Genomic DNA, 26969 nt, shown 5'->3' with positions numbered 1-26969 from the left:
TGCCCCCTTTATTTAAGAAATTGTCATACAAGAGCCTGGGCCACCTGCGAATGATAAACCACAGCTTCCTTGTTCACTATATAAATCTGCAACTTGTTCTCGGTGAGACGTCGGGATAACAAAACGATCTTTATATTTCGCAATAGCAAGAAGACGATACATATCTTCTACATCCTGTTTTGTTAAACCAAGTTCTTTTAATACAGCTTCATTTGGCTCTTTATTAATTTGCAGCGCTCTCATATGCGTTCGCATAACAGCCATTTTCTTCAATGTAAGACGAATGTGTGATTCATCTCCTGCAGTGAGTAAATTCGCTAAATATTGAATTGGAATACGCATATTATCGATAGCAGGGAAAATCTCTTCTGCTTGCCAGTTACTGCCTTTCCCTTCCACCATATTCATAATTGGGCTAAGCGGCGGAATATACCAAACCATCGGCATTGTACGATACTCTGGATGAAGAGGCAGAGCAACTTTCCAATCGATAATCATTTTATAGATCGGTGACTGTTGTGCTGCTTTAATCCATTCTTCAGGAATGCCTTGTTTTTTCGCTTCAGCTGCTATTTCTGGATCATTTGGATCTAGGAAAACAGTAAGCTGAGATTCATATAAATCTTTTTCGTCTTCAACAGAAGCTGCTTCTTTTACTTTATCAGCGTCATATAGCATTACCCCAATATACCTGATACGTCCCACACATGTTTCTGAACAAATTGTTGGCATACCAGCCTCAATACGTGGGAAACACATTGTACATTTTTCAGCTTTATTCGTTTGCCAGTTAAAATACACTTTTTTATATGGACAAGATGATACGCAGAACCTCCAAGCACGACATGCATTTTGATCTACAAGAACAATGCCGTCTTCTTCACGTTTATACATCGCACCAGATGGACAAGATGATACGCAAGACGGATTCATACAATGTTCACATATGCGTGGTAAATACATCATAAAGACGTTTTCAAAATCTGTTTTAATTTCTTCTTCCATTTTCTTTACGTTCGGATCTTGTAATCCTGTTATATGTCCACCAGCTAAATCATCTTCCCAGTTCGGACCCCATTCAATTTTGTCGATAAATTCGCCTGTAATTGCTGATTTCGGACGAGCAACTGGTTGATGCTTACGCTGCGGGCTATTTGTTAATGTTTCATAATCATAATTCCAAGGTTCAAAGTAATCATCAATTGTTGGTTGATCTGGATTGTGGAAAATGTTCATAAGACGTTTCATTTTCGAACCAGATTTCAGCTGAATTTCACCATTTTTCAATTCCCAGCCGCCTTTATATTTCTCCTGATCTTCCCATTGTTTCGGATAACCAATTCCGGGCTTCGTTTCTACGTTATTGAAGTACATATATTCCGCACCTGGACGATTTGTCCAGGTGTTTTTGCACGTTACGCTACAAGTATGACAGCCGATGCATTTATCTAGGTTCATTACCATTCCGACTTGCGCTTTAATCTTCAAGCCAATCTACCTCCTTCAGTTTACGGATTACAACATTTAAATCACGCTGGTTCCCAGTCGGACCATAATAGTTAAATCCATAGCTTAATTGGCCATATCCACCAATCATATGTGTTGGTTTAACATGGATACGGGTTGGACTATTATGCGTTCCCCTACGGGTGCTTGTTAATTTCGTACCAGGCACGTTAATGTGGCGATCTTGCGCATGGTGCATAAATGCCATTCCCCTCGGTATACGGTGCGTTACAACAGCACGCGCTACGACAACACCGTTACGGTTAAAGCACTCGATCCAATCATTATCAGCAACGCCAGCTTCTGCAGCGTCCTCTTTATTCATCCAAACAGTTGGACCACCTCTAAACAGCGTTAACATCGGTAATGAATCGAAATACATACTATGAATCGACCACTTATTATGCGGTGTTAAATAGTTTAGTGTAATCTCTTTCCCTTCTACTTCAGGGCGTGACTTACGGAACGGTTTATGTTGCAGAATTGGTTTAAATGTTGCCATCGTTTCACCAAATTCTTTCATCATGTCATGGTCTAAGTAGAAAGATTGTCGACCAGTTATCGTTCTCCAAGGAATAAGACGTTCCACATTTGTTGTAAACGGTGAGTAACGTCGTCCACCTTTTTCTGAACCTGTAAAGGCCGGAGAAGTAATTACTGTTTTCGGTTGTGCTGTAATTTGTTCGAATGTAAAGCATTCTTCTTCACGTTCTTCTGCTAAATCACGTAATTTTAGATCTGTTTGTTTTTCAAGTGCTTCCCATGCTTTTACTGCCATATGACCGTTTGTTGTAGAAGAAAGCGTTAATACCGCTTCAGCAGCATTGATTGCTTCTTTTATGTCTGGGCAACCTTTCGCAATAGTATCCGTTCGAACAACTCCTAATTTGCTCTTTAATTGCTCATACTCTTTTTCAGCTGACCAAGAGATCCCTTTCGTACCAATCGGTTGTTTTCCGGCATTTGGTCCAAGTGCTGTCATTTTGTCATAAATCGTTTTATAATCCCTTTCAACAACATGAATTTGTGGCATCGTTTTACCCGGGATTGGTTCACATTCACCTTTACTCCAATCTTTAATCTTGCCAAGTGGTTGCGCTAATTCTTGCGGTGTATCATGAAGAAGTGGTGTTGCAACAACTTCTTTCATTGGTTCAAGATCTATTTTCTTCGCTAAATCTGACACAGCTTTAGAAAGTGAAGTGAAAATATCCCAGTCAGAGCGTGCTTCCCACGGTGAACCGATTGCTGGATTAAATGGATGCACAAATGGATGCATATCTGTACTACTTAAATCATGTTTTTCGTACCAAGTTGAAGCAGGTAAGACGATATCAGAATACAGCGCTGTTCCAGCCATACGGAAATCTAAATTAATGAGTAAATCAAGCTTCCCTTCTGGTGCTTCTTCATGCCACTTAATTTCTTCTGGTCGTAATGAATCACTATCGTCATTCATTAATCCGTTTGTTGTACCTAATAAATGTTTTAAGAAATATTCATGCCCTTTACCAGAACTTGAAATTAAATTCGCACGCCAAACGAATAAGTTGCGCGGGAAGTTGTTTTTATTATCAGGATCTTCAATCGCAAATTTCAGTTCTTTTTCTTTTAATTTTTGTGCAACATATTTTCCGATTTCTTCTTGCGTTGTTGCACCAGCAGCAACAGCTTCTTTATATAATTCAATTCCATTTTTCTCGAATGTTGGATAAGAAGGTAACCAGCCGAGTCGTGCTGCTAATACATTGTAATCACCGTGATGTTGATAACGTGAGTTACCTTCAATTGGTGATGCTAAATGTCCAACAGGTGTATCTTCATAGCGCCATTGATCTGTTACGAAATAGAAGAAAGACGTACCATTTTGTAATTTTGGTGGCCCTTGCCAATCTTTTGCCATCGCGATTGTTTGCCATCCTTCTGCAGGTCGTAACTTTTCTTGACCAACATAATGCGCCCATCCCCCGCCGTTTACTCCTTGTGCCCCAACTAGAAGAACAAGATTTAAAACTGCGCGATAAATCGTATCAGAATTAAACCAATGGTTAATACCAGCTCCAACAATAATCATCGAGCGACCATTTGTATCAGCGGCATTTTGTGCGAACTCACGAGCGATTTGAATAATTAGTTCTCGTTTCACTCCTGTCATTTTCTCTTGCCATGCAGGTGTAAACGGTACATCATCATTGAAGTCTTTCGGCTCTTGTCCGCCAAACCCTCGGTTCACCCCGTAATTTGCTAACGTTAAGTCGTATACAGTTGTAACGAACACTTCGCCTTCTTCTGTCATAACCTTTTTCACTGGAATTGTACGTTCTAATACTTTGTTTCCATCATCAGAGAAGTACGGAATTTGTACCGTTCCAATCGTTTCTTCCATTCCAAATAAAGAAAGACGTGGATCAATCTTTTCACCTGTTTCTTCATCTTCTAAACGCAAGTTCCATTTCTTTTCGTTATCCCAACGTGAGCCCATTGTGCCTTGAGGTGTTGCAAAATCATTCGTGTTCTCGTTCCAAAGAACAGGTTTCCATTCTCCTAACTTCGTTTCGCGTCCAATATCAGCAGCGTTTAAGAAACGATCAGCAACGAATTGATCTCCTTTTTGTTTCAATGTGACAAAGAAAGGAAAATCAGTATATTGCTTCGCATACTTTGTGAAATATTCCACTTGATTATCTACGTAAAATTCTTGTAAGATCACATGCCCCATTGCCATCGCAAGTGCACCATCTGTACCTTGTTTCACACTAATCCAATCATCCGCAAACTTTGTAGATTCAGCGAAGTCAGGACTGACAGAAACGACTTTCGTTCCTTTATATCGAACCTCTGCTAAAAAGTGAGCATCGGGTGTTCTCGTCATCGGTACATTTGAACCCCATGTCATAATGTAACCAGAGTTATACCAGTCACTACTTTCTGGTACATCTGTTTGATCGCCCCAAATTTGCGGAGAAGCTGGTGGTAAATCTGCGTACCAATCATAGAAACTAAGCATCGGCCCACCCATAAGTTGCATAAAACGACTACCAGCAGCATGACTTAACATCGACATAGCTGGAATTGGTGAAAAGCCAACATTTCGATCTGGCCCGTATTTAATTACTGTATAAAGTAGAGAAGCTGAAACGAGTTGTAATACTTCATCCCAATTCGCACGAATAAATCCACCTTTACCACGCGCCTGCTTATACTTACGTGCTTTTTCAGGGTTTTCCACAATACTTTTCCAAGCATCTAGTGGTGACTCGTTATTTTGTAGTTCCTCTTGCCACATACTCCAAAGAACACCACGTACATACGGATATTTCACACGAAGTGGACTATAAATGTACCAAGAAAAACTTGCTCCACGTGGGCATCCTCGCGGTTCAAAATCTGGCATATCAGGACCTGTCGTTGGATAGTTAAGCTCCTGCCCTTCCCACGTCACAATTCCATCTTTCACATATATATTCCAGCTACATGAACCAGTACAGTTCACGCCGTGTGTAGAACGAATTACTTTATCATGCTGCCAACGCTTTCTGTACACATTTTCCCATTCGCGATCTTCATATGTTTCTTGTGTATGATTATCGTTATAACGATCTATTGGTGAAAAATATTTTAAACGTCTCATTAGTGCTGAAGTTTTTTTCTTCATACTGTTCACTCCTTTAATACGTCTCTCTTACATACCCTTACTATAAGAGAGGTTGTAAAATACAGATGTGACATTTCGCACAGTTCAAGAGATTGTCAAAAATTCAGTAGAAAATAAGTTTGTGAGAAAATCTTGTGTTCCGTTGTGAAGATTATGGTTAATCTTAATTATTAGGAGAATGGTATTTTGAGGTATCGACTATTTTGCAAAAGAAAAAGAGTTTTGATATTATTTCAAAACTGCCATAAGGAAAAGAGTATAAATTGTATGTAAAAAATTTTTTCCAAATGTTATTATTTTATATCGAGTCTGATTTTACATAAAACTACAAATCATTATTTACTGTATTGCCCTTAGTTACGGAAACAATTATACTAGATGTAATCGAAATAAATAATCTGAATATTCTCAGAATTTAAGGTAAAAGTTTTACTATCTACAAATAGAATTAGAAATATGTCCACTAAATAGATTAGAAAACGATAATAACATTAGGAGGATTACGATGCCCCAGCTTGATTCATTACATCCCACTGTAGAAAAAATAATCAATAATATTGAAAAAATAATGGTCGGAAAACGAAAAGAAACGATCTTAGCTTTGACAGCTCTCTTAGCTGACGGTCATGTGCTATTAGAAGATGTTCCTGGTGTCGGGAAAACAATGCTAGTACGTGCTCTTTCTAAATCCATTGATGCTGATTATAAGCGAATTCAATTTACACCTGATTTATTGCCGTCAGATGTAACAGGAGTTTCTATTTATAATCCGAAAGAGCTCCAATTTGAGTTCAAGCCTGGACCAATTATGGGGAATTTTGTACTTGCTGATGAAATTAATCGTACATCTCCAAAGACACAATCTGCTTTACTTGAATGTATGGAAGAAGGCAATATTACAATCGATGGCATTACAAGGCCTTTACCAAAGCCGTTCTTTGTCATGGCTACACAAAATCCGGTCGAACATGAAGGAACATATTCTCTACCAGAAGCTCAGCTCGATCGTTTCTTATTGAAACTAAAAATGGGATATCCTACACCAGAAGAAGAATTTGAAATTTTAAACCGGATGGAAAAAACAAATCCACTCTCTCAATTACAGACCATTACTACAATAGAAGAATTAATTTATTTACAACAAAGCGTACGGGTAGTAAGTATGGACAAAGCAATTAAGCATTACATTGTAAAACTTGTTAATCAGACTCGTACGTACAGTTCTATACAGCTAGGTGCAAGTCCACGTGGCTCAATTGCTTTAATGAAAGCTTCACAAGCTTATGCATTTATCCATGGCAGAAATTATGTTATTCCAGACGATGTTAAATTTTTAGCTCCTTACGTTTTAGCACATAGACTCATTTTAAAAATGGAAGCAAAATTTGAAGGAATAACTGGAGAACAAGTTATCGCAAAAATCGTTGCACGAACTACTGTGCCGACTCAAAGGACGATGAACCCTTGATGAAACGAATACTGCGAGCGCTATATCACGTTACGAAGTTATTGCTACTCCCTTTATGTCTAGTCTTAACATTTGTGTACGCTATGTTTCAAGGAGGGTTTGTAAGTTGTTTTTTGTTTTACAGCACAATTCCCATTGCTCTTTATTCACTACTACTCCCCTTTTACGCTTTATGGGACGCTGAAGTAAGACGAATAACAAACCAAAATGGATATGTAGTAGGAGAACAATTTATAAGCACGATTACAATAAAAAGAAAATTTCCTTTTCCCTTACTTTATTTAGTTATAGAAGATGAACTGCCACCACAATTTATAAGTTGTAAACAAACAAAGATGAATAAGGTAGTACTCTTCCCAGGATTGAAACGAAATATTTCGTTTCAATATGTTATTGACACAATCTCTAGAGGCGAGCACACTTTTTCAAGCGTTCGTGTAAAAACTGGCGATTTATTCGGCATGATAGAGAAAGAAGTAACTTTTTCAGTTCCAGATACATTTTTAGTCTATCCCCAGTATGTAGATATAGCATATCGACAATTGGAAAATCATTTCGAACAAGGAGCGCTTTCAGCAAATATAAATTCAGCAAAAGACTCTACAATCTCTGTCGGTGTCAGAGACTATAAACCTGGTGATCGCTTTTCATGGATTGATTGGAAAGCAACTGCACGAACAAACACTATTATGACAAAAGAGTTTGAACAACAGCGCAGCCATAATGTCATGATATTCATAGACAGAACCGAGTCTCCTCTATTCGAATCAGTCGTCACATTTACTGCCTCTATCGTAAGGACTGTCTTGAAACAAAATTCACCAGCATCATTCGTGTCTATCGGAAAAGAACAAACTATTTTCCCTTTAGACAATGGAGATACGCAGTTACAACAAATCCTTTGTCATTTAGCAAAAGTGCAAGCAGACAGTGTATTCCCGCTCTCCCAGAGTGTAGACATGGAACTAAGAAAAATTTATGAGCCCGTCACGGTTATACTCGTGACCAGTAATCTTTCTCCCGATATTCAAAAGGCGGCTGATTGTGCTGCTATAAGAAATAGAAAATGTATGGTTTTTGTCGTGAAAGAAAAAGCGAATCAACTTTCACACCGAGAAATCAGTATAATAGAAACTCTAAAAAAACGACAAATATTTGTAAACACGGTTTATGAAAACCGGTATACAAACGTGTTTTTTGAGGTGAGCAAATGATAACATTACAAACAAAATACAAGTGGGATACGAACAGATTCTTTATGCATGCATGTGTATTTCTGCTTTTACTAGAATGGCTAAGACCTCTTATAGGTATTACAAATGTAGGTAGATTAGATATTTTCGTAACATTTATAGGAATTTGCTTCGCTCTCTCTTTTTTTCAAACGAGGTGGCAGATTCCAATAAAAATTGTCACAGTCCTATTTATCATTCATTCCCTATATTATAAAAATGCTTTTATAAATCCATCTTGGCTAACAGCATTCTTTTCTGATATGTTTCGAAATTCCTCCCTGTTTTTCCAAGGGAATTTACTAGATATTTCTCCAGTTTTTCCGACGGTTTTATTTTTTCTCTCATTTTGGTTTTTGAGTTCTTTTACTTCATTTTGGATTATTCATAAAAAACGTGGGTTTCTATTTCTTGTATTGACTATTATTTATATCGCAACTTTTCATAACTTACATTTATACAATGCAAACTACGCTATTATTCGTACTGTTGTCATCGGCTTTTTTATGCTTAGTCTTCTTCAAGTAGAACGAATAAAAGAACGTGAACACTTACAAAATTATGCTCGGGAAATCTCAAAATTACTTAGACCACTTACAATATTTATTGTATTATTAGCAACCATCGCATACTTTGCTCCAAAATTTGGCCCTCAATGGCCAAACCCAATGGATTTTTTAAAATTCAACACATCTGAAGCAAGTAAAGAAAAAAAAGTTTCTACAATTGGGTATGGTTTAGATGACTCACGATTAGGTGGTCCTTTTAAGGCGGATCCTACAATTGTTTTCACAGCACGAACGCAAAACAAACAATATTGGAGAGTCGAAACGAAAGATTTTTATACCGGAAAAGGCTGGGATGTTTCTGAAAATCCGAAAAAGGTTTCTTTTAAAAATAAAAACGACGTCGTAAGCTGGTACGAACAAAATACAAAAACGAAAACTACAGAGGCAACAATTACCATGCAAAAAAGTTACCCTCACCTTACCTATCCAGCAGGATTAGTAACAGTTGAAGCTTCTTCTGATGTATCATACAGTGTTGACCCGTTTTCAGAAAAAATTTATACAATGAATGGCGACTCTTCTACTACTTTACATTCGTATAAAGTAACATATGAGATCCCTGAGTTTTCCATAAAAAACTTGAAAGCTGTAAAAACAAATGAAGGTCAAGAAACAAATCCTTATTTTATGACAAAGTACACACAACTTCCCGAGTCATTACCACAGCGCGTAAAAGACTTGGCTATCAATCTTACAAATGATAAAGACAACCGATATGATAAAGTATTAGCTATTGAAAATTACTTCACAGACAACTCTTTTACATACGAATCAACGAATGTCTCATTCCCTGCCAAAAGCCAAGATTATGTAGATCAATTCCTTTTCGATACAAAAAGCGGCTACTGTAATAATTTTTCGACTTCTATGATTGTACTACTTCGTTCTGCCGGGATTCCAGCTCGCTGGGTGAAAGGCTATACAGAAGGAACTCTTGACAATACACTTGCCTCTGCAGAAGGTGAGGATGTTTATACAATCACGAACGATAACGCACACTCTTGGGTCGAAGTATATTTCCCAGAATACGGATGGATTCCATTCGAACCGACAAAAGGATTTACTAATCCCTATAATTTTATAAATAATACGCCTGCTCCTATTTCACAAAATAGCGAAGCAAATAATTCTAATATCGAGCAAATACAACAACGAAATAATGAAGCAAAACTTAAAAGTTTAATTGAAAATACAGAAGAAGCTTCTACTAAAAAGGTCACAAATTCTAAAACTAGTTTTTCTTGGTGGTACGTATTCCTCTCTACGATACTAATTAGTATTATAGGATACATTCTCTTCACCACTAGAATGAAATGGATGACATTTCTTATTATTCATTTCTATAAATACCGAAAAGAGGATGCTGTTTATCAAAAAGCTTACGGTGCACTTTTAAAACAATTTGCGAGAATTGGCATACCACGGGGTGAAAGTCAAACATTCCGAGAATACGCTCTCCATATCGATACACTTTACAACTCGGCCGATATGCAACAACTTACTGCCAGTTATGAGAACGCTATGTATCAACAGGGGCAGGCTACGGTAGAATGGAAGAAATCCGTACACTTATGGGAAGTGCTTATGAAAAAAGCAGCTTCTCCACCTAAATCAGATGGCTTTGATACAGTTATTTAATCTTGAAAATTTGAGTTTAAAGAAAACGTCTCAAAGAACTACATTGTTCTTTGAGACGTTTTTTAATAAAGTGAAACTCCTACTTATTCCCCAAGCACCTTCTCAATCTCAACCTCTAAATCTACCGGCTTCGTCTGCGGAGCAAAACGCCCTACTACTTTCCCGTCTTTTCCGATTAAAAACTTCGTAAAATTCCATTTCACTGCTTTCATACCAAGTAAACCTGGTGCTTGTTCTGTCATGTATGTATATAGAGGGTGAGCCTTATCACCTTTCACATCAACCTTTGCAAACATCGGGAAGTTTACACCGTAGTTTAATTCACAAAAACTAGTAATGTCCGCTTCTGTACCTGGTTCTTGTCCCCCGAATTGGTTACAAGGAAATCCGAGTATTTCGAGTCCTTGGTCTTTATATTTATCATATACCTCTTGTAATCCTTTATATTGTGGTGTGAAACCACATTTGCTAGCTACATTGACAATAAGAAGTGCTTTTCCTTTGTAATCTTTTAACGATTTTTCTTCACCTGTAATTGTTTTAGCTGAAAAATCATAAACTGTCATTGTCTTTGCCCCTCTCTTCACTATCATTCTATGTTTATACTATACTACATTCGTGAATATACAGCTCTTATTACGTACTTATAAGTTGTAATGATAGCGCTTTATTTCTGTTCGAAAATTCGACACAAACTACTAGACTTTTATGATGGAAAGTTTTACAATTGAAATGTGAACAAAATGTGACAGTTTATATTCCATTATAAAAGAAAAGGATGGTGTTCATTATGAAAACTGCACAACATGAAACGATTTCAAATCGCGAGTTTTATTTCGTACTATATATGATGTTATTGTATGTTACTGGCTGGGTAATCGATGTAAATGGTTTATTCTTAAGCTCCTACTTTAATTTAGCAGGAGAGATTATGCTTCCATTAGTAGGCGGGATTGTTGGACTGTTCATTATGTCTATTAATAAACAACAAACGAAATAATAATATTACAAAAAGGCAGAAGACGAGCTTCGTTTTCTGCCTTTTTTCTATTTTAGCGTATAATAAAAACATGCAGTATATAAGGAGTGGTAACTATGAAAAAAGTAGAGCAATTATCTTCTCACCTATATCTTATTGATGATTTCGATTTACAGCATAATGAACGAACAGGTACGTACGTTTTATTAGGTGACGATATTACTTTAATTGAAACTTGTGCAGCCCCTTCTCTTCCGTATATTTTAGACGGCTTACAACAATTACATATTGATTTAAACGATGTTAAAAACATTATCGTTACACATGTGCATTTAGATCACGCTGGCGCAGCTGGTTTAATGATGGAAAAGTGCCCAAATGCTACGTTATATGTGCATTCTCGTGGTGCTCGTCATATGATTGATCCAACAAAACTTATTTTAGGTGCAAAAGCTGTCTACAAAGAAGATTTCGATAAACTCTTTGATCCAATTCTTCCAATTGAAGAAGAACGTGTTCATATTGTACAACATGGTGATACGTTAAAAATTGCAAAAGACCGCACCCTTACATTTTATGATACACCAGGACATGCGAAGCACCATATTAGCATTCATGATTCATTAACAAACGGGATTTTTACTGGCGATACAATTGGAATTTATTATAGAGAACTCGCAGACGTTGATGTAGAGTTATATCTACCATCAACGTCCCCTTCACAATTCCAACCAGATGCGATGATTATTTCTAAAAATCACATTCAAAGTATGAATGTAGATACTATTTATTTCGGTCATTACGGCGCATCCTCTCATGTTACAGAAGTATATAATCAACTGGAATATTGGCTACCTATTTTCGTTCATACTGGTAAGGAAGTCTTTGAAAAGTATAATGATTTCGATGAAGCAACTAAAGCTTTACAAACTTTGTTAATGGATAAAATCTCTTCTCATCTTACAAAGTTAAACGTTCCATCAGATCATTCCGTTTATAATATTTTACATCTAGATATAGAAATTAGCGCAATGGGCATTATTGATTATTTCACGAAGCAAGAAAAAGCAAACTCCACTATTAACTAACAGTAAAAGAAGAGATATACAACAGTAGTTATTGTATATCTCTTCTTTTTTTGAATATATTTTGAGTAAAGGATGGTGGAATATAATGCAAAAAGTGATGCTATACCTCTGCTTCACATTATTTATCGTCTTATTATTATTTGTAGGAGTAAAAATTCAATTTTATTTAGATACAGATGCACAAGTGAACTTTAACGTTTATCCAAGATTATTCTACTTTACACTCTTCCCTCTTATAGTTGGCATTTTATTACGATTCCTTCAATCTATTAATCGCGAAACGAGTAAACAAAACTGGAGCTTTCAACCGGATAAATTTATTGCTATTACAGTGCCTACACTATTCATTTCCTTTTCCCCAGCACTACTCTTTTCACCACTTGCCGAATACCTACCTTATTTAGTTAATATTATTCTAATAAATACAACTTTTGTTACGATTATTAGTTTAATAGCTGGTTATTCCCTTTTAGATTGTTTTATACAAAAGGACAATGCAACGATGAAAAAATATAATTGAATGCTCTATTTTCTTTTAATAAAGAAAGCTCAAAACTAAAGCTTTGAGCTTTTTTACTTATCTCACCTTTTCATCTACATACTCCATAAACTGCTCCGCTTTAATAAATCTTTCTTTGTACGCCTCAGGTACTTCTTCTATTTTTATTGCACCAGTTGATTTTGTCTTCACTCGTACTATTTCATGTGTCATTAAAGCTTCCATATAGCGATCAAACTCTTCTTGCGTTAATACTTCTTTACTAGATTTATGACCATTTAATTTATCAAAGTATGGTTGAAGGCCCATACTTACCTTTTTCATTTCTTCTCTTTTTGCTGGTGATAATCCATCATAATCTATATTACCATTCGAATCTCCGTACGCAAGCTTTGCATTTGTTAATTTTTTTAGTTCTTTTGTAAACTCCTCATATTCCTTCGTGCCCATTTCATCTTTCGCTTCTGATAACTTTGCATTAAAACGCATATACGCTGCTAACGTCATCGCTCCGGCGTGTTTTTTTAAATTCTCAAAAGATCCGTATATACCATCCGCCATAATAGATTGATATGCAAAACCGGTCGTAGGGATTAAAAATGCTGCTGCAAGCACTCCGGCGATAAAACGTTTCTTCACCTTATTTCCCCCGCGATTCATTTTGATTTGAACAATTACTTTTTCTTTTAACTCCGGCGGGGCAACAATCCCCTTCGCTTCTTCTCGTATAGATTCTCTAACTCTACAATCTAAACTCATTTCACATTCCCTACCTCTCCTAAAAAGATTTCTTCTACTTGCTCTTTTTGACGTAGTTTCTTTAATGCCGCATGAATTCTAGACTTCACTGTACCAATTGGAATATGTAATATTTGTGCTACTTCTTCTTGTGAATATTCGTATAAGTATCTTAAGATAATAACTTGTTTCAATTTATACGGTAATTTATGAATGAGTTCGATTAGTTTTTGGTTTGATATTTTACTTACAACATCGTTAGAAAAATCAATTTGCACTGGCTTTCTTTGCTCTTCTGCTTTTTTCATAATTCGTAGTCGCATCCACCTCTTTCTTCTATAAGAATGAATTTGTTTAATCGCAAGCCCAATTAGCCAAGGGCGAAATGGCTTCTCGCTATCATATTTACGAAGCGATTCATATAGCTGTATGTATACTTCTTGAACGACATCATCTACATCCGTTTTATCTTCAATTAAAAAATGTGCTGTTTTATATACTTCTTGAATCGTTACATCATACAATTCGCTATACGCTTCTTTATTTCCTGATAAAGTTAATCGAATTAAATGTGCGTAATCTATTTCAGCCTTCATATTCCAGCCCTCCTTTGTCTTACACTATATATTGGCAAGTAATTCATATTTCGTTCGATTTTTCCGAAAAAATTTTTTATATAAATTAATATTATGATCCGATGAGTTCATAAGCTTCACTTATAACCACGCATAACTATTATATAATTTTCCAATTTCTGATAAAGATTTAAAATGATTTATATAGTCAAATTTAGGAGGATATATGATGAAAGCTATCGTTGTAACGTCGTTCGGTGGTCCTGAAGGGATGAAATATACAGATTTGGATATACCGGCTATTTCAGAAGATCAAGTTTTAATTCGCGTTGTTGCTACTAGTGTAAATTTCGCTGATATTAAATCACGTTATGGCAAAAAAGGAAATAAAGCACTACCTTTTATTCCAGGAATAGATGCAACTGGTATTGTAGAACGCGTCGGTTCTCATGTGAAAAATATTCAACCTGGACAGCGTGTCATTGCTTTTCCTCAAAATGGATCTTACGCAGAGTACGTTGTTTCAAATGAAAATCTCACTTTCGTTTTACCCCATGAAGTCGACTTTCAAACCGCAGCTGCTTGTCCGATCGTATCTTTCACAAGCTATAATTTACTCGTGAATGTTGCAAGGCTTCAACAAAATGAATCCGTGCTGATTCATGCAGCTGCTGGCGGAATTGGTACTACCGCGATTCAACTTGCAAAACGATTAGGGGCTGGAACAGTTATCGGTACTGTCGGAAGTGAAACGAAAAAAGAAATCGCTTTAGATGCTGGAGCTGATTATGTTATTTGTCATCAAGATGAAGATTTTGTAGAGAAAGTCAATGAGCTGACAAACGGAGAAGGAGTGAATATAATTTTGGACTCTATTTCTGGAACTGTCTCTGAAAGAAGTTTAAACTGCCTAGCTTATTACGGTCGCCTCGTTCATTTCGGTAATGCAAGCGGTAAAATTGGCAATTTCAAAACGAAAGATTTACACGCAAGTTGCCGCTCTATACTAGGCTTTAGCTTTGGCACTACACGGAAAAAACGTCCTGAACTACTCCAAGAAACGGCAAATGAAGTTTTCCGTTATTTGCGTGACGGAAGTTTGCAAATGAAAGCTACAAAATCTTTTCCCCTTCAAGATGCAGGGAAAGCACATGAATGGGTCGAAAGTAGAAAAAGTACAGGGAAAGTAATACTAACTGTTCAGTCTTCTTCCTGAAATGAATACTTGAAACAGAGGTGGCATTCATGGGATCACGAATTATGCATGTTATTATCGCTAACGGTATTGCTGAGAAACTATGTATTCAAGATAAAACTTCTTTCTTACTTGGAGGGGTAGCCCCTGATGCGGTTCATTCAGCAGAAGAAAAAGGTACTTCACACTTTTACGCTGGTACAACGAAGAACTATACGAGAAGAATAGATTATGATTCATTCTTTCATAAATACGAAGCACATATAGATTCCCCCTTTATTTTAGGCTATTATACCCACCTCATTGCCGATGATAATTGGCTAAGTGGCTTTTTTCTACCATGGCTAAAAAATAGAATAGAGAATGACGAAACCATCGCACCCCTGTACTATAACGATTTTAAACTGTTAAATGCAAAGTTGCTTCATCATTACGATCAAGAACAACAGCTCTTCTCTCTTCTCAATCAAGAGGCTCACATTGTGGATATTGAAGAGGTTTCTAAAGAAAACGTTTTAGCTTTTCGAAAGTATCTTTTTGAAGATATGTTGTATCCTGAGCAACATTTGCATGAAGACTTACAGGTGTTTACGTTTAATCAAATTGTCGGTTACATTGAAACCGCTATTGAAAAAGGTGCATTTTTTATTAAACAACTCTCTCATGAAAAATCCACTTCAAAGATTTAATCCCCCTCAATATATTTGAGGGGGATTTTCACATAGCAATATTATTATTGGTTCTTCTCCATAACCGCAAAATAATTCCCTTCACTATCAGCAAAGTTAAACACTTTACCAGAAGGCATAGTTACCATTTCTCCAACAGTAACATTTTTATTTTTTAAACCTGCATATAATTGATCCAGATTTTCTGAGAAGAACATTAAGGACGGTGTACCAAGATTTAATTCTGGGCTCATTTTCGAAATAACTTCTTTATTATGTAATATAATGCTCGTTTCAGCACCGTTAGTTGGAGCAATTTCAATCCATCTCATTCCTTGCTTGTTATCTTCCTCTGCAACTACATGAAACCCTACCTTTTCCGTCCAAAAATTTACTGCCTCATCTTGATTATTTACATATAACATAATTTGTCCTACTTTATGAATCATTTGTATTCCTCCTATTGTTTTTTTACATTCTATGTAGCTTTCTACAGCTGGTATCGTTATTCCTTTTGAGTTGGTATGTACTTCTTTGCAAAATTTATCGACTGACTCATCCCATCCAGTTCGTCAAAATAATTGTTTCTTTCAATCATGTTATATCCGTCGAATCCAATTTCATCTAATACTTTGAAGAATATATCGAAATCCACTTCACCATTTCCTACTGCTACTTCTATATACTTACTTGAACTATTACTTTTCACTTCTTTACAATCTTTAATATGAGTTTGTACTATATAATCTTTTAATAGTAATAAACCTTCTAACGGATTTTCATTTACATCACTTATTAAATTTGCTGGGTCAAAGTTAACAGCTAGTCCTTTCGAGTTTGCATTTTCTAAAAATCGTTTTAATACTATTGCTTTTTCAGATCCTGTCTCAATAGCAAAGACTCCCCCAAATTTGAATGCTAATTCTCCTATCTCATAACAAACCCGTATCATTTTATCATAGCACTCACTTTTTTCATCATCTGGAACTTTCCCAATATGAGCTGTTATGATCTTTGCTCCCAGCTCCAAACCTCTGTCAGTAATATATTTAATCTGATCTATTGCACTGTCAACTTCTGTTCCTGTAATTCCATTTTCTCCAAAACTAATTGCTAATGATGGAATCTTTATTCCATTAAAAGATAAGCTTTTCTTTAAAGCAGTCCATTCTACCACTGGAATATTAGCTAAGTTGAAGTTTTTATTCATAGCATATAATTGAATATATTCTAAATCCCATTCCCTTGCTTTTTGTATTCCTTCGTTTACTTCAATATGTTTCGTATTCAAAAACATTCCTAATTTCCTATCCATATATGAACCTTCTTTTTATCATTTCGCATCAGTTTAATATTCGACTTTTTTTATATTACTTCCTTGTACATATGTTGATTAAAAAAGTGATAATAGATACATTTCAATAATCATTAATAAAACTCCTTGTATTATTCAATTGCAAATAAAAAAGACGTAACTACAAATAGTTACGCCTTCTCCATCATTTATCTAGGCTTTTTCTTCCCAGTAAATGCTGGTTTCTTTTTCTTTGGTGCTGGTGGCTTCGATTCTACAAATGTTCCTTTGAACATTTCTTGCTTCGTAAATACGATGCCTAGTTTTTTCGCAAATTGTAGTAATTTGCGCTCTTCTTGTGGAGTTACAAGAGATACGACAGTTCCTTCTTTACCCATACGTCCAGTACGTCCTGAGCGGTGAATGTATTGGTCTACTGTGTCTGGTAATTCTAAGTGAATTACATGTGTTAAATCGTCAATATCGATTCCACGTGCTGCAATATCAGTAGCAAGTAGGATTTCTAATTTTCCACCGCGGAAAGCACGCATCGTTGCTTCACGCTCTTGTTTACTTGCTTCTGCATGAAGAGCCGCTGCTTTCATTTTACGGAATTTCAATTTCTGAGTAATTTCATCTAAACGGAATGGATCGTTTAAGAAAGCAACTGCTTTTACATCGCCCATATGCATAATTCTTCTTACGTAATCATTTTTTTCGCGTCGCTCACAAATGATATACGTATGCTCAACTAAGCTTTTTGATTCTGCACGTGTTACACGTACTAATTGTGGTTCAACTGCTAAATCACGTGCCGCATCTTCTGCCGCTTTTGTCATTGTCGCCGAGAAGAATACTAATTGACGATCGCGCATCGTTGATTTAATTACATCTTGCACTGCACCCATCATTTTTTGCTTTACAATTTGATCAAACTCATCAAATACAATTGTTTTTACTTCATGCATTTTTAGCTTTTTCATACGAATTAATTCTAAAATACGGCCTGGTGAACCGACAATTACTCTTGGGTGTTTCTTTAATTTTTCAACTTGGCGCTTAATATCTGCACCACCAATTAAAGATGCACCTGAAATTTCAGTTCCTGCTGTAAATTTTTGAACCTCTTCATGAATTTGCATTACAAGTTCACGCGTTGGAGCTAAAATAACAACTTGTGGCTGTTTTACTTCAGGATTAATTTTATGTAAAAGGGGTAATAAGTACGCTAATGTTTTTCCTGTTCCAGTTGGAGATTCAGCTATAACGTCTTGTCCTTCTAAAATAGTTGGAATCGCTTGTTTTTGAATTTCAGTTAATTCTTTAAAACCAGCCTTCTCCCAAGCTTCTTGTAAAAATGGTTGCATATCTTTTATCATTTGTTTTTCTCCTTTATCTCTATTTTTGAAGAAAATGCTGTATTGTTCGCACCGTTTCTATCATGTGTGAAATAACAGCTATTAAATCATCAACATGGTCTTCTGTAATCGCTTTTTGAAATAGAACCTCTACCTTATTATGATATGAAATCGCTTGCTTATTATATTCGTATGAAACTTTCTGCATAATCATTCTTTCTTTTCCCCATATAGAACGCATTAAAGTTTCAATTTCTTCGCATCCTACTTCTGGTTGTTCTAACGGGAATGAAAATGCTAGCTTCATTTCACAACCTGGTGTAAACTGAGGCACTTCTAGTATTTCACCAGACAAGTTCTTTGCATCCACAGATAATGAAAATGTTGCTTCTACTAATGGTTCGAACGGTTCTGTTAATTGAAATGAGATATGATATATACGACTTAATGAGGCAAGGTCCATCATATCTTTTCGATCTGTTACAAGAATATCTCCATGTAGATCAAAATCATACACAGCACCTTCTACGATTACTTTTAAATTGTCAAAAGCAGTTGGATCAAACATAATTTCCTCCAAAAAACAGGCGCCTTTCGATGGAAAGGCGCCACTTGATGTATATATAGTTTACAGATAAACGAGATGAATTACAACCTTTTAGAATAAACCTACTGCTTTTCCATCTTCATTTACATCCATTTGAAGTGCTGCTGGTTGTTTTGGAAGACCTGGCATTGTTAACATTGTACCTGTTAACGCAACGATAAAGCCTGCACCGATAGATGGTTTTAACTCACGAATTGTAACGATAAAGTCAGATGGACGACCTAATTTTGTTGCATCGTCAGAAAGAGAGTATTGTGTTTTCGCCATACAAACTGGTAGGTTACTCCAACCTTCTCCTTCATATTGAGCTAATTGCTTACGTGCTTTCGGAGCAAATTCAATATCTTTTGCGCCATACACTTTTTGAGCAATTGTACGAATTTTTTCTTCTAATGGTAATTCTAATTCATAAAGTGGTGCGTAGTTGTTTTCACCTTTTTCGATTTCTTTTAGTACTTTTTCAGCAAGGTCAACTCCGCCTTGGCCACCCTTCTCCCAAACTTCTGTTAAGGATACTGCATAGCCACGCTCATTACACCACTCTTGTAAGTATGTAACTTCTGCATCTGTATCTGTAATGAATTTATTAATTGCAATTACGAAAGGCACACCAAAGCTTTGAATTGTTTCAACATGCTTCTGTAAGTTTTCCATACCTTTTGCTAATGCATCTACATTTTCTTCTTTTAATTGATCTTTTGCTACGCCACCATGCATTTTAAGCGCACGAATCGTCGCAACAATAACAACTGCTTCTGGTTTAATGCCAGCTGCACGAGCTTTAATATCTAAAAACTTCTCAGCGCCTAAATCAGCACCAAATCCAGCTTCTGTAATAACATAATCACCTAATTTTGCTGCCATTGTCGTAGCGATAACACTGTTACAACCGTGAGCAATATTCGCAAATGGTCCGCCATGAATAATAGCTGGTGTATTTTCTAATGTTTGTACTAAGTTTGGTTTTAATGCGTCTTTTAATAATAGCGTTAACGCACCTTCTACACCTAAATCTTTAACCGTTACAGGTTGATTTGCAAAGTTATAAGCAACTACGATGCGAGATAGACGCGCTTTTAAGTCTTGAATATCTGTTGCAAGGCAGAATACGGCCATAATTTCAGATGCGACTGTAATGTCAAAACCGTCTTCACGTGGTACACCTTGTACAGGTCCACCAAGACCAATTACTACGTTACGAAGGGCACGATCATTTAAGTCAACACAGCGTTTCCAAACAATTTTACGCGTATCAATTCCAAGTGTGTTTCCTTGTTGGATATGATTATCAATAAACGCTGCTAATGCGTTATTGGCAGTTGTGATCGCATGGATATCTCCAGTAAAGTGAAGGTTAATGTCTTCCATTGGTACGACTTGTGAAAAACCGCCACCTGCTGCTCCACCCTTTAATCCCATCGTCGGTCCAAGAGATGGTTCACGAAGTGCAATTACTGTTTTCTTACCAATTTTGTTAAAAGCTTGACCTAAACCAACTGTTACTGTTGATTTACCTTCTCCAGCTGGAGTTGGGTTAATTGCTGTTACTAAAACAACTTTACCGTCTTTCTCATCTTGTAAGCGCTTAAAAATATCAAGAGATAACTTACCTTTATAATGCCCGTATGGCTCTAATTCATCTTCTAAAATATTTAAATCAGCTGCAATTTCTTGAATCTTCTTCATACTCGCTTCTTGTGCGATTTCAATATCGGATTTCACTGTTGTAGTAGTTGTCATATACCCTAGTCCCCCTTTAATTGGTTCTGATGATATTGTATCAGTTTTTTGTATTTTCTGCACTTATTTACCTCCTAAAAATTCTTTCATTTCTTTATACGTTTTTTAACATAAATACCCATAAGAATGTTAACGATTGTTGTAACTCTGTAGGTAGTTGACCTAACATCTTCTCATTTACTCCGCGCTTATATACGCCGATGCCATCTATAACTTTAAAACCTTGTTCTTTCGCTAACTGTTCAAATTCCCAAGGCATCATCGTATTACAAACAACGTCTTTTCCATACAAGCGAGGATAACTGTTCTCTCGTGGCTTTGCTGTCGGTCCTAAAATTGCAATACATGCATATCCATCTTTCTTTAACACACGCTTTATTTCATTTAACGCTCGTAATGGCTCTTCCGTCCATTCTAAAGAATTAATTGCCATAATTGATTCAAATTGCTCATTTTCAAATGGTAATGCAGAAAAATCTCCTTTTATAAAAGATAAATTTGGTCCTTCTCCGCGCTCCTTACCTTTTTGAATCATCACTTCCGATAAATCTACTCCCACTGCTTTATAGCCTGCGCTACTTAATTTATATGTACCGTACCCATCACCACAACCAACATCGAGCACTTGTGCTTCTTTCTTTACGTATTGTTCAAAAAACGGAATAATTGTGCTCCTACTCCCGCTATCCCACATTTCCTGACTATTTTTATTCCAAAACTCCGCACTACTATCCCATTTCTTCTCTGCTGATTCATGCCAATTAAATGTTGTCATACATTCCCCTACCTTCACGTATTATCATTCATTTCATTCTACATCATTTTCCAAAATTCCTGTTTTATCCCGCTTGCAGTAAGACACCTACCTCAGAATTCAATGGATGCGGACCAGTTAATGGAAGAGAACTGCTTATAAAAATCCAATTGTTGCTGGCTGATAATCAGTCGTGATGGAAAAAATCCCGCACTTTATCTTCAATAGGAAATGGATATGTTAACGATGGAATACGTATTCTCCAATTTTTGCTTTACTTGGGTTTAACTCATACTCATGTTCTTCTCTTTATGAAAGATACTATAGGTACACCCAATTGAAAGAGAGGGATGTACATGCGAAGAAAGAGAAATCATCATTTTAAAAGTGGTGAAAAAAACGAAGAGTATGCTGCTGAAATATCACCAGCTGGCATTCCAATTAGACATAAGCGTAAAGAAATTGCAAATGAGATAGAAGGTACAAATACCGGCGCAATGGTAGGCTATGTCGCTTTATTTCTTTCGTTATTCTCCATTGCTTTTTATCCAGTTACGCTCGGCTCCCTAGCAATTTTAGTTGGCCTATTAGCTGTCAATTTCGGGGCAAGAACACTTGGATATACAGCAATTGGTTTTGGTAGTTTTTCTGTTTTATTTACTTTACTTTATCCGCTTGCTTTGTCAGCGTTTTAAAAAAACACACCAAGTTATACTTGGTGTGTTCATTCATGATACAACATAATATGACCGCATCCACAACAATGTTTCGCTGTAATTTCTTGAAACACTGGATAATTTTCTTCATCCCTATGCTCAATAAATACTTTTTCAAACCGATACATGTTTGGTGCATATGCCCAATCTTGTTTCGTACGTGCATATAATGTTGAGGAAAAAAACTCCTCACCACCGCAAACGATACATGTGTTCTTCATCGCTATCCCTCCTATGGTTGTCTTACTTCATCTATATGAACATAAGCATAAAAAAAAGACCTTCTATTACTAGAAAGTCTTCTCTGAAACAAAAAGAAATGTACCAAACATTCCTACTCCGCTATATTCTTTTGAAACACCAGCTTCTGTTTTAAATGTTTGCTTTACAGTCATAAAGAATACACCATTTCGTGCATCTGTACTTTCAAATTGTAGTTTTTCTTTTTTACCATCTACATTTTGCGTGCATTCAAAACTACTCTCATTACAATTCAACGCATACTTATCCTCTACATACACTTTAAAATCTGATTCTTTCGGACAAGTTATAAGTAATATTGCCACGAGAATAATACTTACAATACCCACAATTGTATAATATTTCTTCATTTGTACTCCTTTCAAATGACAAGAAAACTTGACTTCATGCGCCAAGTTTTCTTAGTCAACAACCCATTGCCACTCTTGTTCTTTCTTATCAAAAATGAGCCAACCTGTTTCTGTTGCTTCCTCTTTCAATTCATCGATATTATCTAGCACCTCATCCGTACTTTCATACGAACCAACTACATATACCGGAATTTCAAGACCTCTTCTTGACTCAATCTTCCCTGCTAGATCTATGTAAAGACCATCTTCCATTAGTGGAATAAGTCCCATAATCAATTCTTTTGAAATTGCTGGGAAAATTTTTGATTTTTGGAAGAAAGAAAAACGTTTCTTACCGAAAGCACCGAGTTTATACGGAATGACTTTACTTAACATTCCTACAAAATCGGCAATTCTACGATAATACACTTTGTTGTACCATCCGTCATCATGTGAAAAATAAACAAATCTATTTTTCAGTAACGGAAAGAATGTTCTTGCAAGTGGTTCTTTTTTGTGAGCCAAATATAATAATTCTGCAATTTCTTTCGGCTCTAATTCATCTAAATCGCTTGCATCATCAAAATCTACCCAACAAAATTCATCAAATTCATCAATCTCTGCTTGAATTAACTTATGTATATTTTCTTCCTCAACATATTCAAATAAAGTATGATAATGAAAATCCGTCCATTCAAAGTTGTGCTTCAAAAGCAACACTTGATGAAGCGGTGAAGGGATGTTACTCGCAAACTCTTTAAACGTAATTCCTGATGTAATAAAACAATGACCTCGACGATTACCATTAATATATATCATATTCTTTACTTGGTCAGATCCTCCAGACAAAGCACCTAGCCACCTTCGTTTTATATGTTTCAATTCTATAGCATATTTTAACATGAAAAATTTTAGAAACATAGAAAAAACTTCAAAAACTATTTACAATTTCATGTGTTTTATTACATAGTGATTACAAGAAAAAACGCCTGCTCATAAGCAGGCGTTTTTAAAGGATTTCATCAGGGTTTTGAGGATGATGATTTCCCTCTTTCTTTTCTTCTTTTTGGAACATCGATTGAATTTTATCAATTGTTTGTGGAGCTAATTCAATCATTTTTTCTGCTAAATGTGTCGCATTTTGTAAATGAAGAATATTTACTCCATCTTTATTCACCACAAGAAATGCTACTGGTGTAATCGAAACACCACCCGCGCTACCGCCACCAAATGCAGGGTTACCGTTCGCTCTTTGTCCATCATTCGTTTGGAAATCAGAACCTCCTGCTCCAAAACCGAACGCTACTTTAGAAACCGTTAACACCACACCACCGTCAGCCGTTTGAACAGGCTCTCCAACAATCGTATTTACATCAACCATTTCTTTTAAATTTTCCATTGCTGCTTTCATTAACCCTTGAATTGGATGATCCACCGTTCATAACCTCCTTTGTCATATCTTTCCTAGTTTTTCCGAAAGTTTGTGAACTAAACATAAAATTTTATATTGATTTCAAAAAACTTAAGTTGTAATATTTAGAAAAATAAAAAAAGAGGTCGATTCTTTATGATGCGAAAATTAACAAAGAAAGATCATGAACAAGTATTCGCTTACCTAAAAGAAGAAGCAGCCATTAACTTGTTTATTATTGGAGATATTGAAGCTTTCGGTTATGACACAGATTTCCAAGAATTATGGGGAGTATTTAAAGAGAATGGGACATTAAAATCAATTCTACTCCGATTCCACGATTCATTTATACCATATAGTAAAGAAGACTTTGTTACCCTTGATTATGAGGCACTTCTTTCCGCATATAAACCGCTTAAACTCTCTGGCAAGTCAACTATTGTAGAAAGGTTTGAAACTTCTCCAAGTCTACAATTAGGCGCCAAAAATGAAATGTATTTTTGCGAATGTCTAAATGACAACAACTTACCTAGCACGCCTATCCAAGAAACAATTAAACTTGCCACACTAGATGATGTAGAGCGAATTATGCAATTGCGAGGTAACATTGCTGAATTTCCAGTTGCTAATGAATCAGAGAAAATATTAAGACAAGCTCTCAAAACAAATACAGGACGCACATATTATATTGAAAAAGACGGTGCTATTATTGCATCCGCCTCTACTTCCGCTGAAAATTCATTATCCGCTATGGTAGTTGGCGTATGTACACATCCGAATTATCGCGGAAGCGGATACGCTTCGCTCATATTACAAAAAATGATTCAAGACTTTACGAATGAAGGCCGAACGCTTTGTTTGTTTTATAACAATCCAGCTGCTGGACGTATTTATAAACGACTAGGGTTTAAAGACATTGGGATGTGGACGATGTATCGATAATAATGCATAATACACGCAGGAGAGGCTGCCTATTATAAGTAGCCTCTTCTTAACTAATATCTATTCACATGTACTCCGCTTGCCGTTACTATACGATATACTACGTATTTACTTCTTAACGCTTGTTAATTTCTATAACATAAAAAAACAATTTAAATCTTTTATCTTTTCAACTAAACCAATTAGGAACGCTTTATCGTTATTCTCTTTTCTTATTTAGATATATTTTTCGACTTGCTACTGAAATTTTCTAATAAATAGGAAATTCCAATACCTACTCCACCAATAATTAGAGCAACAATAGCTGTTAAAACCTTTTTCCCCATTGGCTGTGGAAAGAAGAAGGAAGAAAAAATAGCACTGCGGTAAAAGTACACATTAAAATATGCCCTTGTTTAAACATGCTTGATTGCTCCTTTTTTCTTTTTCAGATAAAACTATAAGCATAACGTTAAAAGAGGCAACCAGTAGGTCACCTCCCAAGTAAAACGATTAATAATACATGTTACATATTTTCAGCTGTTATTCCATACAATCTATCTCTATTTTGCCCTCTTCTTTTTTCGATTTTTAAATATAATCTCTAACGCTACTACTGTGGTGAATCCTACAGTTAGTTGTAAACCTGTAAACAGCAGTTTATCATTTAAAGGAATACCAGGTGCACTCCACAGCAGCACTGGAGGAACAAGTATGCCAATGATTACTATAGTTCTCATTATCTTTCCCATTTTGTTTCCCCTATCGTATTTTTAAAATCAATATGTATTTTTCAATATTTTTACAATTCTACTAATCTCTCACGTAAAATTAATTCACTCTCATTCAAATACCCTCTATGTATTTCCTCTACAATCTTATCATGATTAAAGCATAACACTTTTTCATCGCCTAAATAACCAACCGGATAAAGAACCCCTACGTAATCAAAATCAAGTTTATCTGCTGAAATGACCATTCTTCCAATAATCATAACAGGTTGGTTTAGATCTTTTAGCTTCACAACTGAACCAATCGGGAAAAGCTCCATCGTCATTCTCCGTTCTTTTTAGATATATTCGACTTGTTACTCAAAATTTCTAATAGATAGGAAATTCCAATACCTATTCCACCAATAATCAATGCTGCAATAGCTGTTAAAAACCTTTTTTCCATTGGCTGCGGAAAAAAGAATGAAGAAAAAAATAAAACCGCGGTAAAAATATACATCAAAATACGTCCTTGTTTAAACATGTGTGATTACTCCTTTTTTTCAGGTTTCAAGAAAAAACCTCCTCCAAAACCTTCGTATGATGCATAAAAACCTTTCTCTTGACCCATGTGAAGCTTATACCCATAAGTCCCTACTCCCAATTCTAAGCGGATTGTTATATCGTGATCACTGAAATACGGAATAATATCCGGAACATCAATTTTCTCTAAAAGCAATTCATACTTGCGCGAACTATATTCCGCACCTACCTTGGCTGTATACTCATCATAACCTACAATACTACTAAAATCGTGCATTTTTTGAGTTACAGTTATATCTTCCATATAAGGAATATCCGTTCGTAAAGTTTATTAGTACCAAGTGCACATACCCCTAAAATAAGAACACCTATAATAAAGCCAATCTTTTTAGGTAATTCATAAGGAGACATAATAGCGACTACAAGTAATATAGCAATTGCAACATATGTAATATATTTTCCGGCCTTAAATGATTGCATATTAATATGCCCCTCTCTTAATCCTTCAATTTATT

The 26969-nt window shown here is 35.9% G+C and carries 30 protein-coding genes and 1 pseudogene; 10 read left to right on the top strand and 21 right to left on the bottom strand.

Annotated features, from left to right (window positions below; all coding sequences use genetic code 11):
* Nucleotides 1-12: 12 nt before the first annotated feature.
* The gene (gene narH / locus ACQRBL_RS10240) at nt 13-1488 is read right to left on the bottom strand and encodes a nitrate reductase subunit beta (RefSeq protein ID WP_065483369.1); all 1476 of its coding nucleotides are present in this window, start codon (nt 1486-1488) and stop codon (nt 13-15) included.
* Complete coding sequence (locus ACQRBL_RS10235) at nt 1478-5161, bottom strand: nitrate reductase subunit alpha (protein ID WP_411996365.1); 3684 nt, start codon at nt 5159-5161, stop codon at nt 1478-1480. Before ACQRBL_RS10235 ends, narH begins: the two co-directional genes overlap by 11 nt.
* A gap of 505 nt (nt 5162-5666) precedes the next feature.
* On the opposite strand from ACQRBL_RS10235, the gene ACQRBL_RS10230 reads away from it, so the two are divergent.
* The 3 genes from ACQRBL_RS10230 to ACQRBL_RS10220 are packed head-to-tail and all read left to right on the top strand — an operon-like array spanning nt 5667 to nt 10068.
* Nucleotides 5667-6629: an AAA family ATPase gene (locus tag ACQRBL_RS10230; RefSeq protein WP_001135797.1), complete on the top strand. Its 963-nt coding sequence runs from the start codon at nt 5667-5669 to the stop codon at nt 6627-6629.
* Nucleotides 6629-7843, top strand: a complete 1215-nt coding sequence (locus ACQRBL_RS10225) for a DUF58 domain-containing protein (RefSeq protein ID WP_411996366.1) — start codon at nt 6629-6631, stop codon at nt 7841-7843. The genes ACQRBL_RS10230 and ACQRBL_RS10225 overlap by 1 nt, the downstream gene beginning before the upstream one ends.
* Nucleotides 7840-10068 (top strand): transglutaminase TgpA family protein, encoded by a 2229-nt coding sequence (locus ACQRBL_RS10220; protein ID WP_023521773.1) that lies wholly within the window; start codon nt 7840-7842, stop codon nt 10066-10068. Before ACQRBL_RS10225 ends, ACQRBL_RS10220 begins: the two co-directional genes overlap by 4 nt.
* Nucleotides 10069-10151: 83 nt before the next feature.
* Here the strand turns inward: ACQRBL_RS10220 and bsaA are convergent, their stop codons facing one another.
* On the bottom strand, nt 10152-10634 hold the full coding sequence (bsaA, locus tag ACQRBL_RS10215; RefSeq protein ID WP_000219440.1) for a glutathione peroxidase: 483 nt from the start codon (nt 10632-10634) through the stop codon (nt 10152-10154).
* Nucleotides 10635-10858: 224 nt separating this feature from the next.
* On the opposite strand from bsaA, the gene ACQRBL_RS10210 reads away from it, so the two are divergent.
* The 3 genes from ACQRBL_RS10210 to ACQRBL_RS10200 all read left to right on the top strand — a co-directional run bounded on the left by ACQRBL_RS10210 (nt 10859) and on the right by ACQRBL_RS10200 (nt 12655).
* Nucleotides 10859-11068, top strand: a complete 210-nt coding sequence (locus ACQRBL_RS10210; RefSeq protein WP_000844984.1) for a DUF3925 domain-containing protein — start codon at nt 10859-10861, stop codon at nt 11066-11068.
* Between the two features lie 95 nt (nt 11069-11163).
* Nucleotides 11164-12135: an MBL fold metallo-hydrolase gene (locus tag ACQRBL_RS10205; RefSeq protein ID WP_411996367.1), complete on the top strand. Its 972-nt coding sequence runs from the start codon at nt 11164-11166 to the stop codon at nt 12133-12135.
* An 85-nt stretch (nt 12136-12220) separates the two neighbouring features.
* Nucleotides 12221-12655: a hypothetical protein gene (locus ACQRBL_RS10200; protein WP_001174535.1), complete on the top strand. Its 435-nt coding sequence runs from the start codon at nt 12221-12223 to the stop codon at nt 12653-12655.
* 57 nt (nt 12656-12712) lie between these two features.
* Here ACQRBL_RS10200 and ACQRBL_RS10195 read toward each other — a convergent pair whose 3' ends face one another.
* A complete protein-coding gene (locus ACQRBL_RS10195; protein ID WP_023521772.1) occupies nt 12713-13393 on the bottom strand; it encodes a DUF3600 domain-containing protein in 681 nt (226 codons plus the stop codon).
* On the bottom strand, nt 13390-13968 hold the full coding sequence (locus tag ACQRBL_RS10190; protein WP_000642664.1) for a sigma-70 family RNA polymerase sigma factor: 579 nt from the start codon (nt 13966-13968) through the stop codon (nt 13390-13392). Before ACQRBL_RS10190 ends, ACQRBL_RS10195 begins: the two co-directional genes overlap by 4 nt.
* A 208-nt stretch (nt 13969-14176) precedes the next feature.
* Between ACQRBL_RS10190 and ACQRBL_RS10185 the strand changes: the two genes are divergently transcribed.
* The gene (locus ACQRBL_RS10185) at nt 14177-15163 is read left to right on the top strand and encodes a quinone oxidoreductase family protein (RefSeq protein WP_023521771.1); all 987 of its coding nucleotides are present in this window, start codon (nt 14177-14179) and stop codon (nt 15161-15163) included.
* Nucleotides 15164-15192: 29 nt separating this feature from the next.
* Nucleotides 15193-15831 (top strand): hypothetical protein, encoded by a 639-nt coding sequence (locus ACQRBL_RS10180; RefSeq protein ID WP_023521770.1) that lies wholly within the window; start codon nt 15193-15195, stop codon nt 15829-15831.
* A gap of 44 nt (nt 15832-15875) precedes the next feature.
* Here ACQRBL_RS10180 and ACQRBL_RS10175 read toward each other — a convergent pair whose 3' ends face one another.
* From ACQRBL_RS10175 to ACQRBL_RS10150, 6 genes are all read right to left on the bottom strand, one after another.
* Nucleotides 15876-16259 carry a VOC family protein gene (locus ACQRBL_RS10175; RefSeq protein WP_000581475.1) on the bottom strand — a complete coding sequence of 128 codons (384 nt, stop codon included), beginning with the start codon at nt 16257-16259 and terminating at the stop codon, nt 15876-15878.
* A gap of 56 nt (nt 16260-16315) precedes the next feature.
* Nucleotides 16316-17125, bottom strand: coding sequence for a sugar phosphate isomerase/epimerase family protein (locus ACQRBL_RS10170; protein ID WP_000375200.1), 810 nt, complete (start codon nt 17123-17125; stop codon nt 16316-16318).
* Between the two features lie 188 nt (nt 17126-17313).
* Complete coding sequence (locus ACQRBL_RS10165; protein WP_000588597.1) at nt 17314-18483, bottom strand: DEAD/DEAH box helicase; 1170 nt, start codon at nt 18481-18483, stop codon at nt 17314-17316.
* A gap of 19 nt (nt 18484-18502) precedes the next feature.
* Nucleotides 18503-19030, bottom strand: coding sequence for a hypothetical protein (locus ACQRBL_RS10160; RefSeq protein WP_000460216.1), 528 nt, complete (start codon nt 19028-19030; stop codon nt 18503-18505).
* 90 nt (nt 19031-19120) lie between these two features.
* Entirely contained in the window at nt 19121-20809 is a 1689-nt protein-coding gene (locus tag ACQRBL_RS10155; protein ID WP_014482011.1) for a formate--tetrahydrofolate ligase, read from the bottom strand.
* Between the two features lie 94 nt (nt 20810-20903).
* On the bottom strand, nt 20904-21584 hold the full coding sequence (locus ACQRBL_RS10150; RefSeq protein ID WP_000206576.1) for a class I SAM-dependent methyltransferase: 681 nt from the start codon (nt 21582-21584) through the stop codon (nt 20904-20906).
* Between the two features lie 335 nt (nt 21585-21919).
* Here ACQRBL_RS10150 and ACQRBL_RS10145 point away from each other — a divergent pair, with 335 nt between their 5' ends.
* The gene (locus tag ACQRBL_RS10145) at nt 21920-22258 is read left to right on the top strand and encodes a hypothetical protein (protein ID WP_001253201.1); all 339 of its coding nucleotides are present in this window, start codon (nt 21920-21922) and stop codon (nt 22256-22258) included.
* A 29-nt stretch (nt 22259-22287) separates the two neighbouring features.
* On the opposite strand, the gene ACQRBL_RS10140 is transcribed toward ACQRBL_RS10145, so the two are convergent.
* The 4 genes from ACQRBL_RS10140 to ytfJ all read right to left on the bottom strand — a co-directional run bounded on the left by ACQRBL_RS10140 (nt 22288) and on the right by ytfJ (nt 24304).
* Nucleotides 22288-22500, bottom strand: a complete 213-nt coding sequence (locus ACQRBL_RS10140; protein ID WP_000798747.1) for a hypothetical protein — start codon at nt 22498-22500, stop codon at nt 22288-22290.
* Nucleotides 22501-22569: 69 nt separating this feature from the next.
* A complete protein-coding gene (locus ACQRBL_RS10135) occupies nt 22570-22890 on the bottom strand; it encodes a hypothetical protein (protein WP_000761184.1) in 321 nt (106 codons plus the stop codon).
* A 51-nt stretch (nt 22891-22941) separates the two neighbouring features.
* Nucleotides 22942-23718 carry an oxalate:formate antiporter gene (locus ACQRBL_RS10130; protein WP_000014087.1) on the bottom strand — a complete coding sequence of 259 codons (777 nt, stop codon included), beginning with the start codon at nt 23716-23718 and terminating at the stop codon, nt 22942-22944.
* Nucleotides 23719-23878: 160 nt separating this feature from the next.
* A complete protein-coding gene (gene ytfJ, locus ACQRBL_RS10125; RefSeq protein ID WP_000349991.1) occupies nt 23879-24304 on the bottom strand; it encodes a GerW family sporulation protein in 426 nt (141 codons plus the stop codon).
* Nucleotides 24305-24436: 132 nt separating this feature from the next.
* On the opposite strand from ytfJ, the gene ACQRBL_RS10120 reads away from it, so the two are divergent.
* Nucleotides 24437-25222: a GNAT family N-acetyltransferase gene (locus tag ACQRBL_RS10120; protein ID WP_000984746.1), complete on the top strand. Its 786-nt coding sequence runs from the start codon at nt 24437-24439 to the stop codon at nt 25220-25222.
* Nucleotides 25223-25434: 212 nt separating this feature from the next.
* Here ACQRBL_RS10120 and ACQRBL_RS10115 read toward each other — a convergent pair.
* The 6 genes and pseudogenes from ACQRBL_RS10115 to ACQRBL_RS10090 all read right to left on the bottom strand — a co-directional run bounded on the left by ACQRBL_RS10115 (nt 25435) and on the right by ACQRBL_RS10090 (nt 26934).
* Nucleotides 25435-25625 (bottom strand): annotated as a pseudogene (locus tag ACQRBL_RS10115) (hypothetical protein).
* Nucleotides 25626-25764: 139 nt separating this feature from the next.
* Nucleotides 25765-25953 carry a hypothetical protein gene (locus tag ACQRBL_RS10110; protein WP_000516417.1) on the bottom strand — a complete coding sequence of 63 codons (189 nt, stop codon included), beginning with the start codon at nt 25951-25953 and terminating at the stop codon, nt 25765-25767.
* 50 nt (nt 25954-26003) lie between these two features.
* A complete protein-coding gene (locus ACQRBL_RS10105) occupies nt 26004-26252 on the bottom strand; it encodes a DUF4176 domain-containing protein (RefSeq protein WP_000418713.1) in 249 nt (82 codons plus the stop codon).
* A gap of 2 nt (nt 26253-26254) precedes the next feature.
* Nucleotides 26255-26455: a hypothetical protein gene (locus tag ACQRBL_RS10100; protein WP_000476183.1), complete on the bottom strand. Its 201-nt coding sequence runs from the start codon at nt 26453-26455 to the stop codon at nt 26255-26257.
* Between the two features lie 6 nt (nt 26456-26461).
* The gene (locus ACQRBL_RS10095) at nt 26462-26758 is read right to left on the bottom strand and encodes a hypothetical protein (protein ID WP_002093967.1); all 297 of its coding nucleotides are present in this window, start codon (nt 26756-26758) and stop codon (nt 26462-26464) included.
* Nucleotides 26746-26934, bottom strand: a complete 189-nt coding sequence (locus tag ACQRBL_RS10090) for a hypothetical protein (RefSeq protein ID WP_003270359.1) — start codon at nt 26932-26934, stop codon at nt 26746-26748. Before ACQRBL_RS10090 ends, ACQRBL_RS10095 begins: the two co-directional genes overlap by 13 nt.
* Nucleotides 26935-26969 lie beyond the last annotated feature (35 nt).

The organism is Bacillus sp. AF62, assembly GCF_050312695.1.
Taxonomy (GTDB): Bacteria; Bacillota; Bacilli; order Bacillales; family Bacillaceae_G; genus Bacillus_A; species Bacillus_A cereus.
Note: the sequence above shows the minus strand (reverse complement) of the source record. Positions and strands in the feature narration are given on the sequence as shown.

Excerpts from the sequence above, each read along its gene's own strand:
- ACQRBL_RS10235 (WP_411996365.1), bottom strand. The coding sequence starts at position 5,161 with ATGAAGAAAAAAACTTCAGCACTAATGAGACGTTTAAAATATTTTTCA.
- ACQRBL_RS10230 (WP_001135797.1), top strand. The coding sequence starts at position 5,667 with ATGCCCCAGCTTGATTCATTACATCCCACTGTAGAAAAAATAATCAAT.
- ACQRBL_RS10225 (WP_411996366.1), top strand. The coding sequence starts at position 6,629 with ATGAAACGAATACTGCGAGCGCTATATCACGTTACGAAGTTATTGCTA.
- ACQRBL_RS10220 (WP_023521773.1), top strand. The coding sequence starts at position 7,840 with ATGATAACATTACAAACAAAATACAAGTGGGATACGAACAGATTCTTT.
- bsaA (WP_000219440.1), bottom strand. The coding sequence starts at position 10,634 with ATGACAGTTTATGATTTTTCAGCTAAAACAATTACAGGTGAAGAAAAA.
- ACQRBL_RS10210 (WP_000844984.1), top strand. The coding sequence starts at position 10,859 with ATGAAAACTGCACAACATGAAACGATTTCAAATCGCGAGTTTTATTTC.
- ACQRBL_RS10205 (WP_411996367.1), top strand. The coding sequence starts at position 11,164 with ATGAAAAAAGTAGAGCAATTATCTTCTCACCTATATCTTATTGATGAT.
- ACQRBL_RS10200 (WP_001174535.1), top strand. The coding sequence starts at position 12,221 with ATGCAAAAAGTGATGCTATACCTCTGCTTCACATTATTTATCGTCTTA.
- ACQRBL_RS10195 (WP_023521772.1), bottom strand. The coding sequence starts at position 13,393 with ATGAGTTTAGATTGTAGAGTTAGAGAATCTATACGAGAAGAAGCGAAG.
- ACQRBL_RS10190 (WP_000642664.1), bottom strand. The coding sequence starts at position 13,968 with ATGAAGGCTGAAATAGATTACGCACATTTAATTCGATTAACTTTATCA.
- ACQRBL_RS10185 (WP_023521771.1), top strand. The coding sequence starts at position 14,177 with ATGAAAGCTATCGTTGTAACGTCGTTCGGTGGTCCTGAAGGGATGAAA.
- ACQRBL_RS10180 (WP_023521770.1), top strand. The coding sequence starts at position 15,193 with ATGGGATCACGAATTATGCATGTTATTATCGCTAACGGTATTGCTGAG.
- ACQRBL_RS10175 (WP_000581475.1), bottom strand. The coding sequence starts at position 16,259 with ATGATTCATAAAGTAGGACAAATTATGTTATATGTAAATAATCAAGAT.
- ACQRBL_RS10170 (WP_000375200.1), bottom strand. The coding sequence starts at position 17,125 with ATGGATAGGAAATTAGGAATGTTTTTGAATACGAAACATATTGAAGTA.
- ACQRBL_RS10165 (WP_000588597.1), bottom strand. The coding sequence starts at position 18,483 with ATGATAAAAGATATGCAACCATTTTTACAAGAAGCTTGGGAGAAGGCT.
- ACQRBL_RS10160 (WP_000460216.1), bottom strand. The coding sequence starts at position 19,030 with ATGTTTGATCCAACTGCTTTTGACAATTTAAAAGTAATCGTAGAAGGT.
- ACQRBL_RS10155 (WP_014482011.1), bottom strand. The coding sequence starts at position 20,809 with ATGACAACTACTACAACAGTGAAATCCGATATTGAAATCGCACAAGAA.
- ACQRBL_RS10150 (WP_000206576.1), bottom strand. The coding sequence starts at position 21,584 with ATGACAACATTTAATTGGCATGAATCAGCAGAGAAGAAATGGGATAGT.
- ACQRBL_RS10145 (WP_001253201.1), top strand. The coding sequence starts at position 21,920 with ATGCGAAGAAAGAGAAATCATCATTTTAAAAGTGGTGAAAAAAACGAA.
- ACQRBL_RS10140 (WP_000798747.1), bottom strand. The coding sequence starts at position 22,500 with ATGAAGAACACATGTATCGTTTGCGGTGGTGAGGAGTTTTTTTCCTCA.
- ACQRBL_RS10135 (WP_000761184.1), bottom strand. The coding sequence starts at position 22,890 with ATGAAGAAATATTATACAATTGTGGGTATTGTAAGTATTATTCTCGTG.
- ACQRBL_RS10120 (WP_000984746.1), top strand. The coding sequence starts at position 24,437 with ATGATGCGAAAATTAACAAAGAAAGATCATGAACAAGTATTCGCTTAC.
- ACQRBL_RS10110 (WP_000516417.1), bottom strand. The coding sequence starts at position 25,953 with ATGGGAAAGATAATGAGAACTATAGTAATCATTGGCATACTTGTTCCT.
- ACQRBL_RS10105 (WP_000418713.1), bottom strand. The coding sequence starts at position 26,252 with ATGGAGCTTTTCCCGATTGGTTCAGTTGTGAAGCTAAAAGATCTAAAC.
- ACQRBL_RS10100 (WP_000476183.1), bottom strand. The coding sequence starts at position 26,455 with ATGTTTAAACAAGGACGTATTTTGATGTATATTTTTACCGCGGTTTTA.
- ACQRBL_RS10095 (WP_002093967.1), bottom strand. The coding sequence starts at position 26,758 with ATGGAAGATATAACTGTAACTCAAAAAATGCACGATTTTAGTAGTATT.
- ACQRBL_RS10090 (WP_003270359.1), bottom strand. The coding sequence starts at position 26,934 with ATGCAATCATTTAAGGCCGGAAAATATATTACATATGTTGCAATTGCT.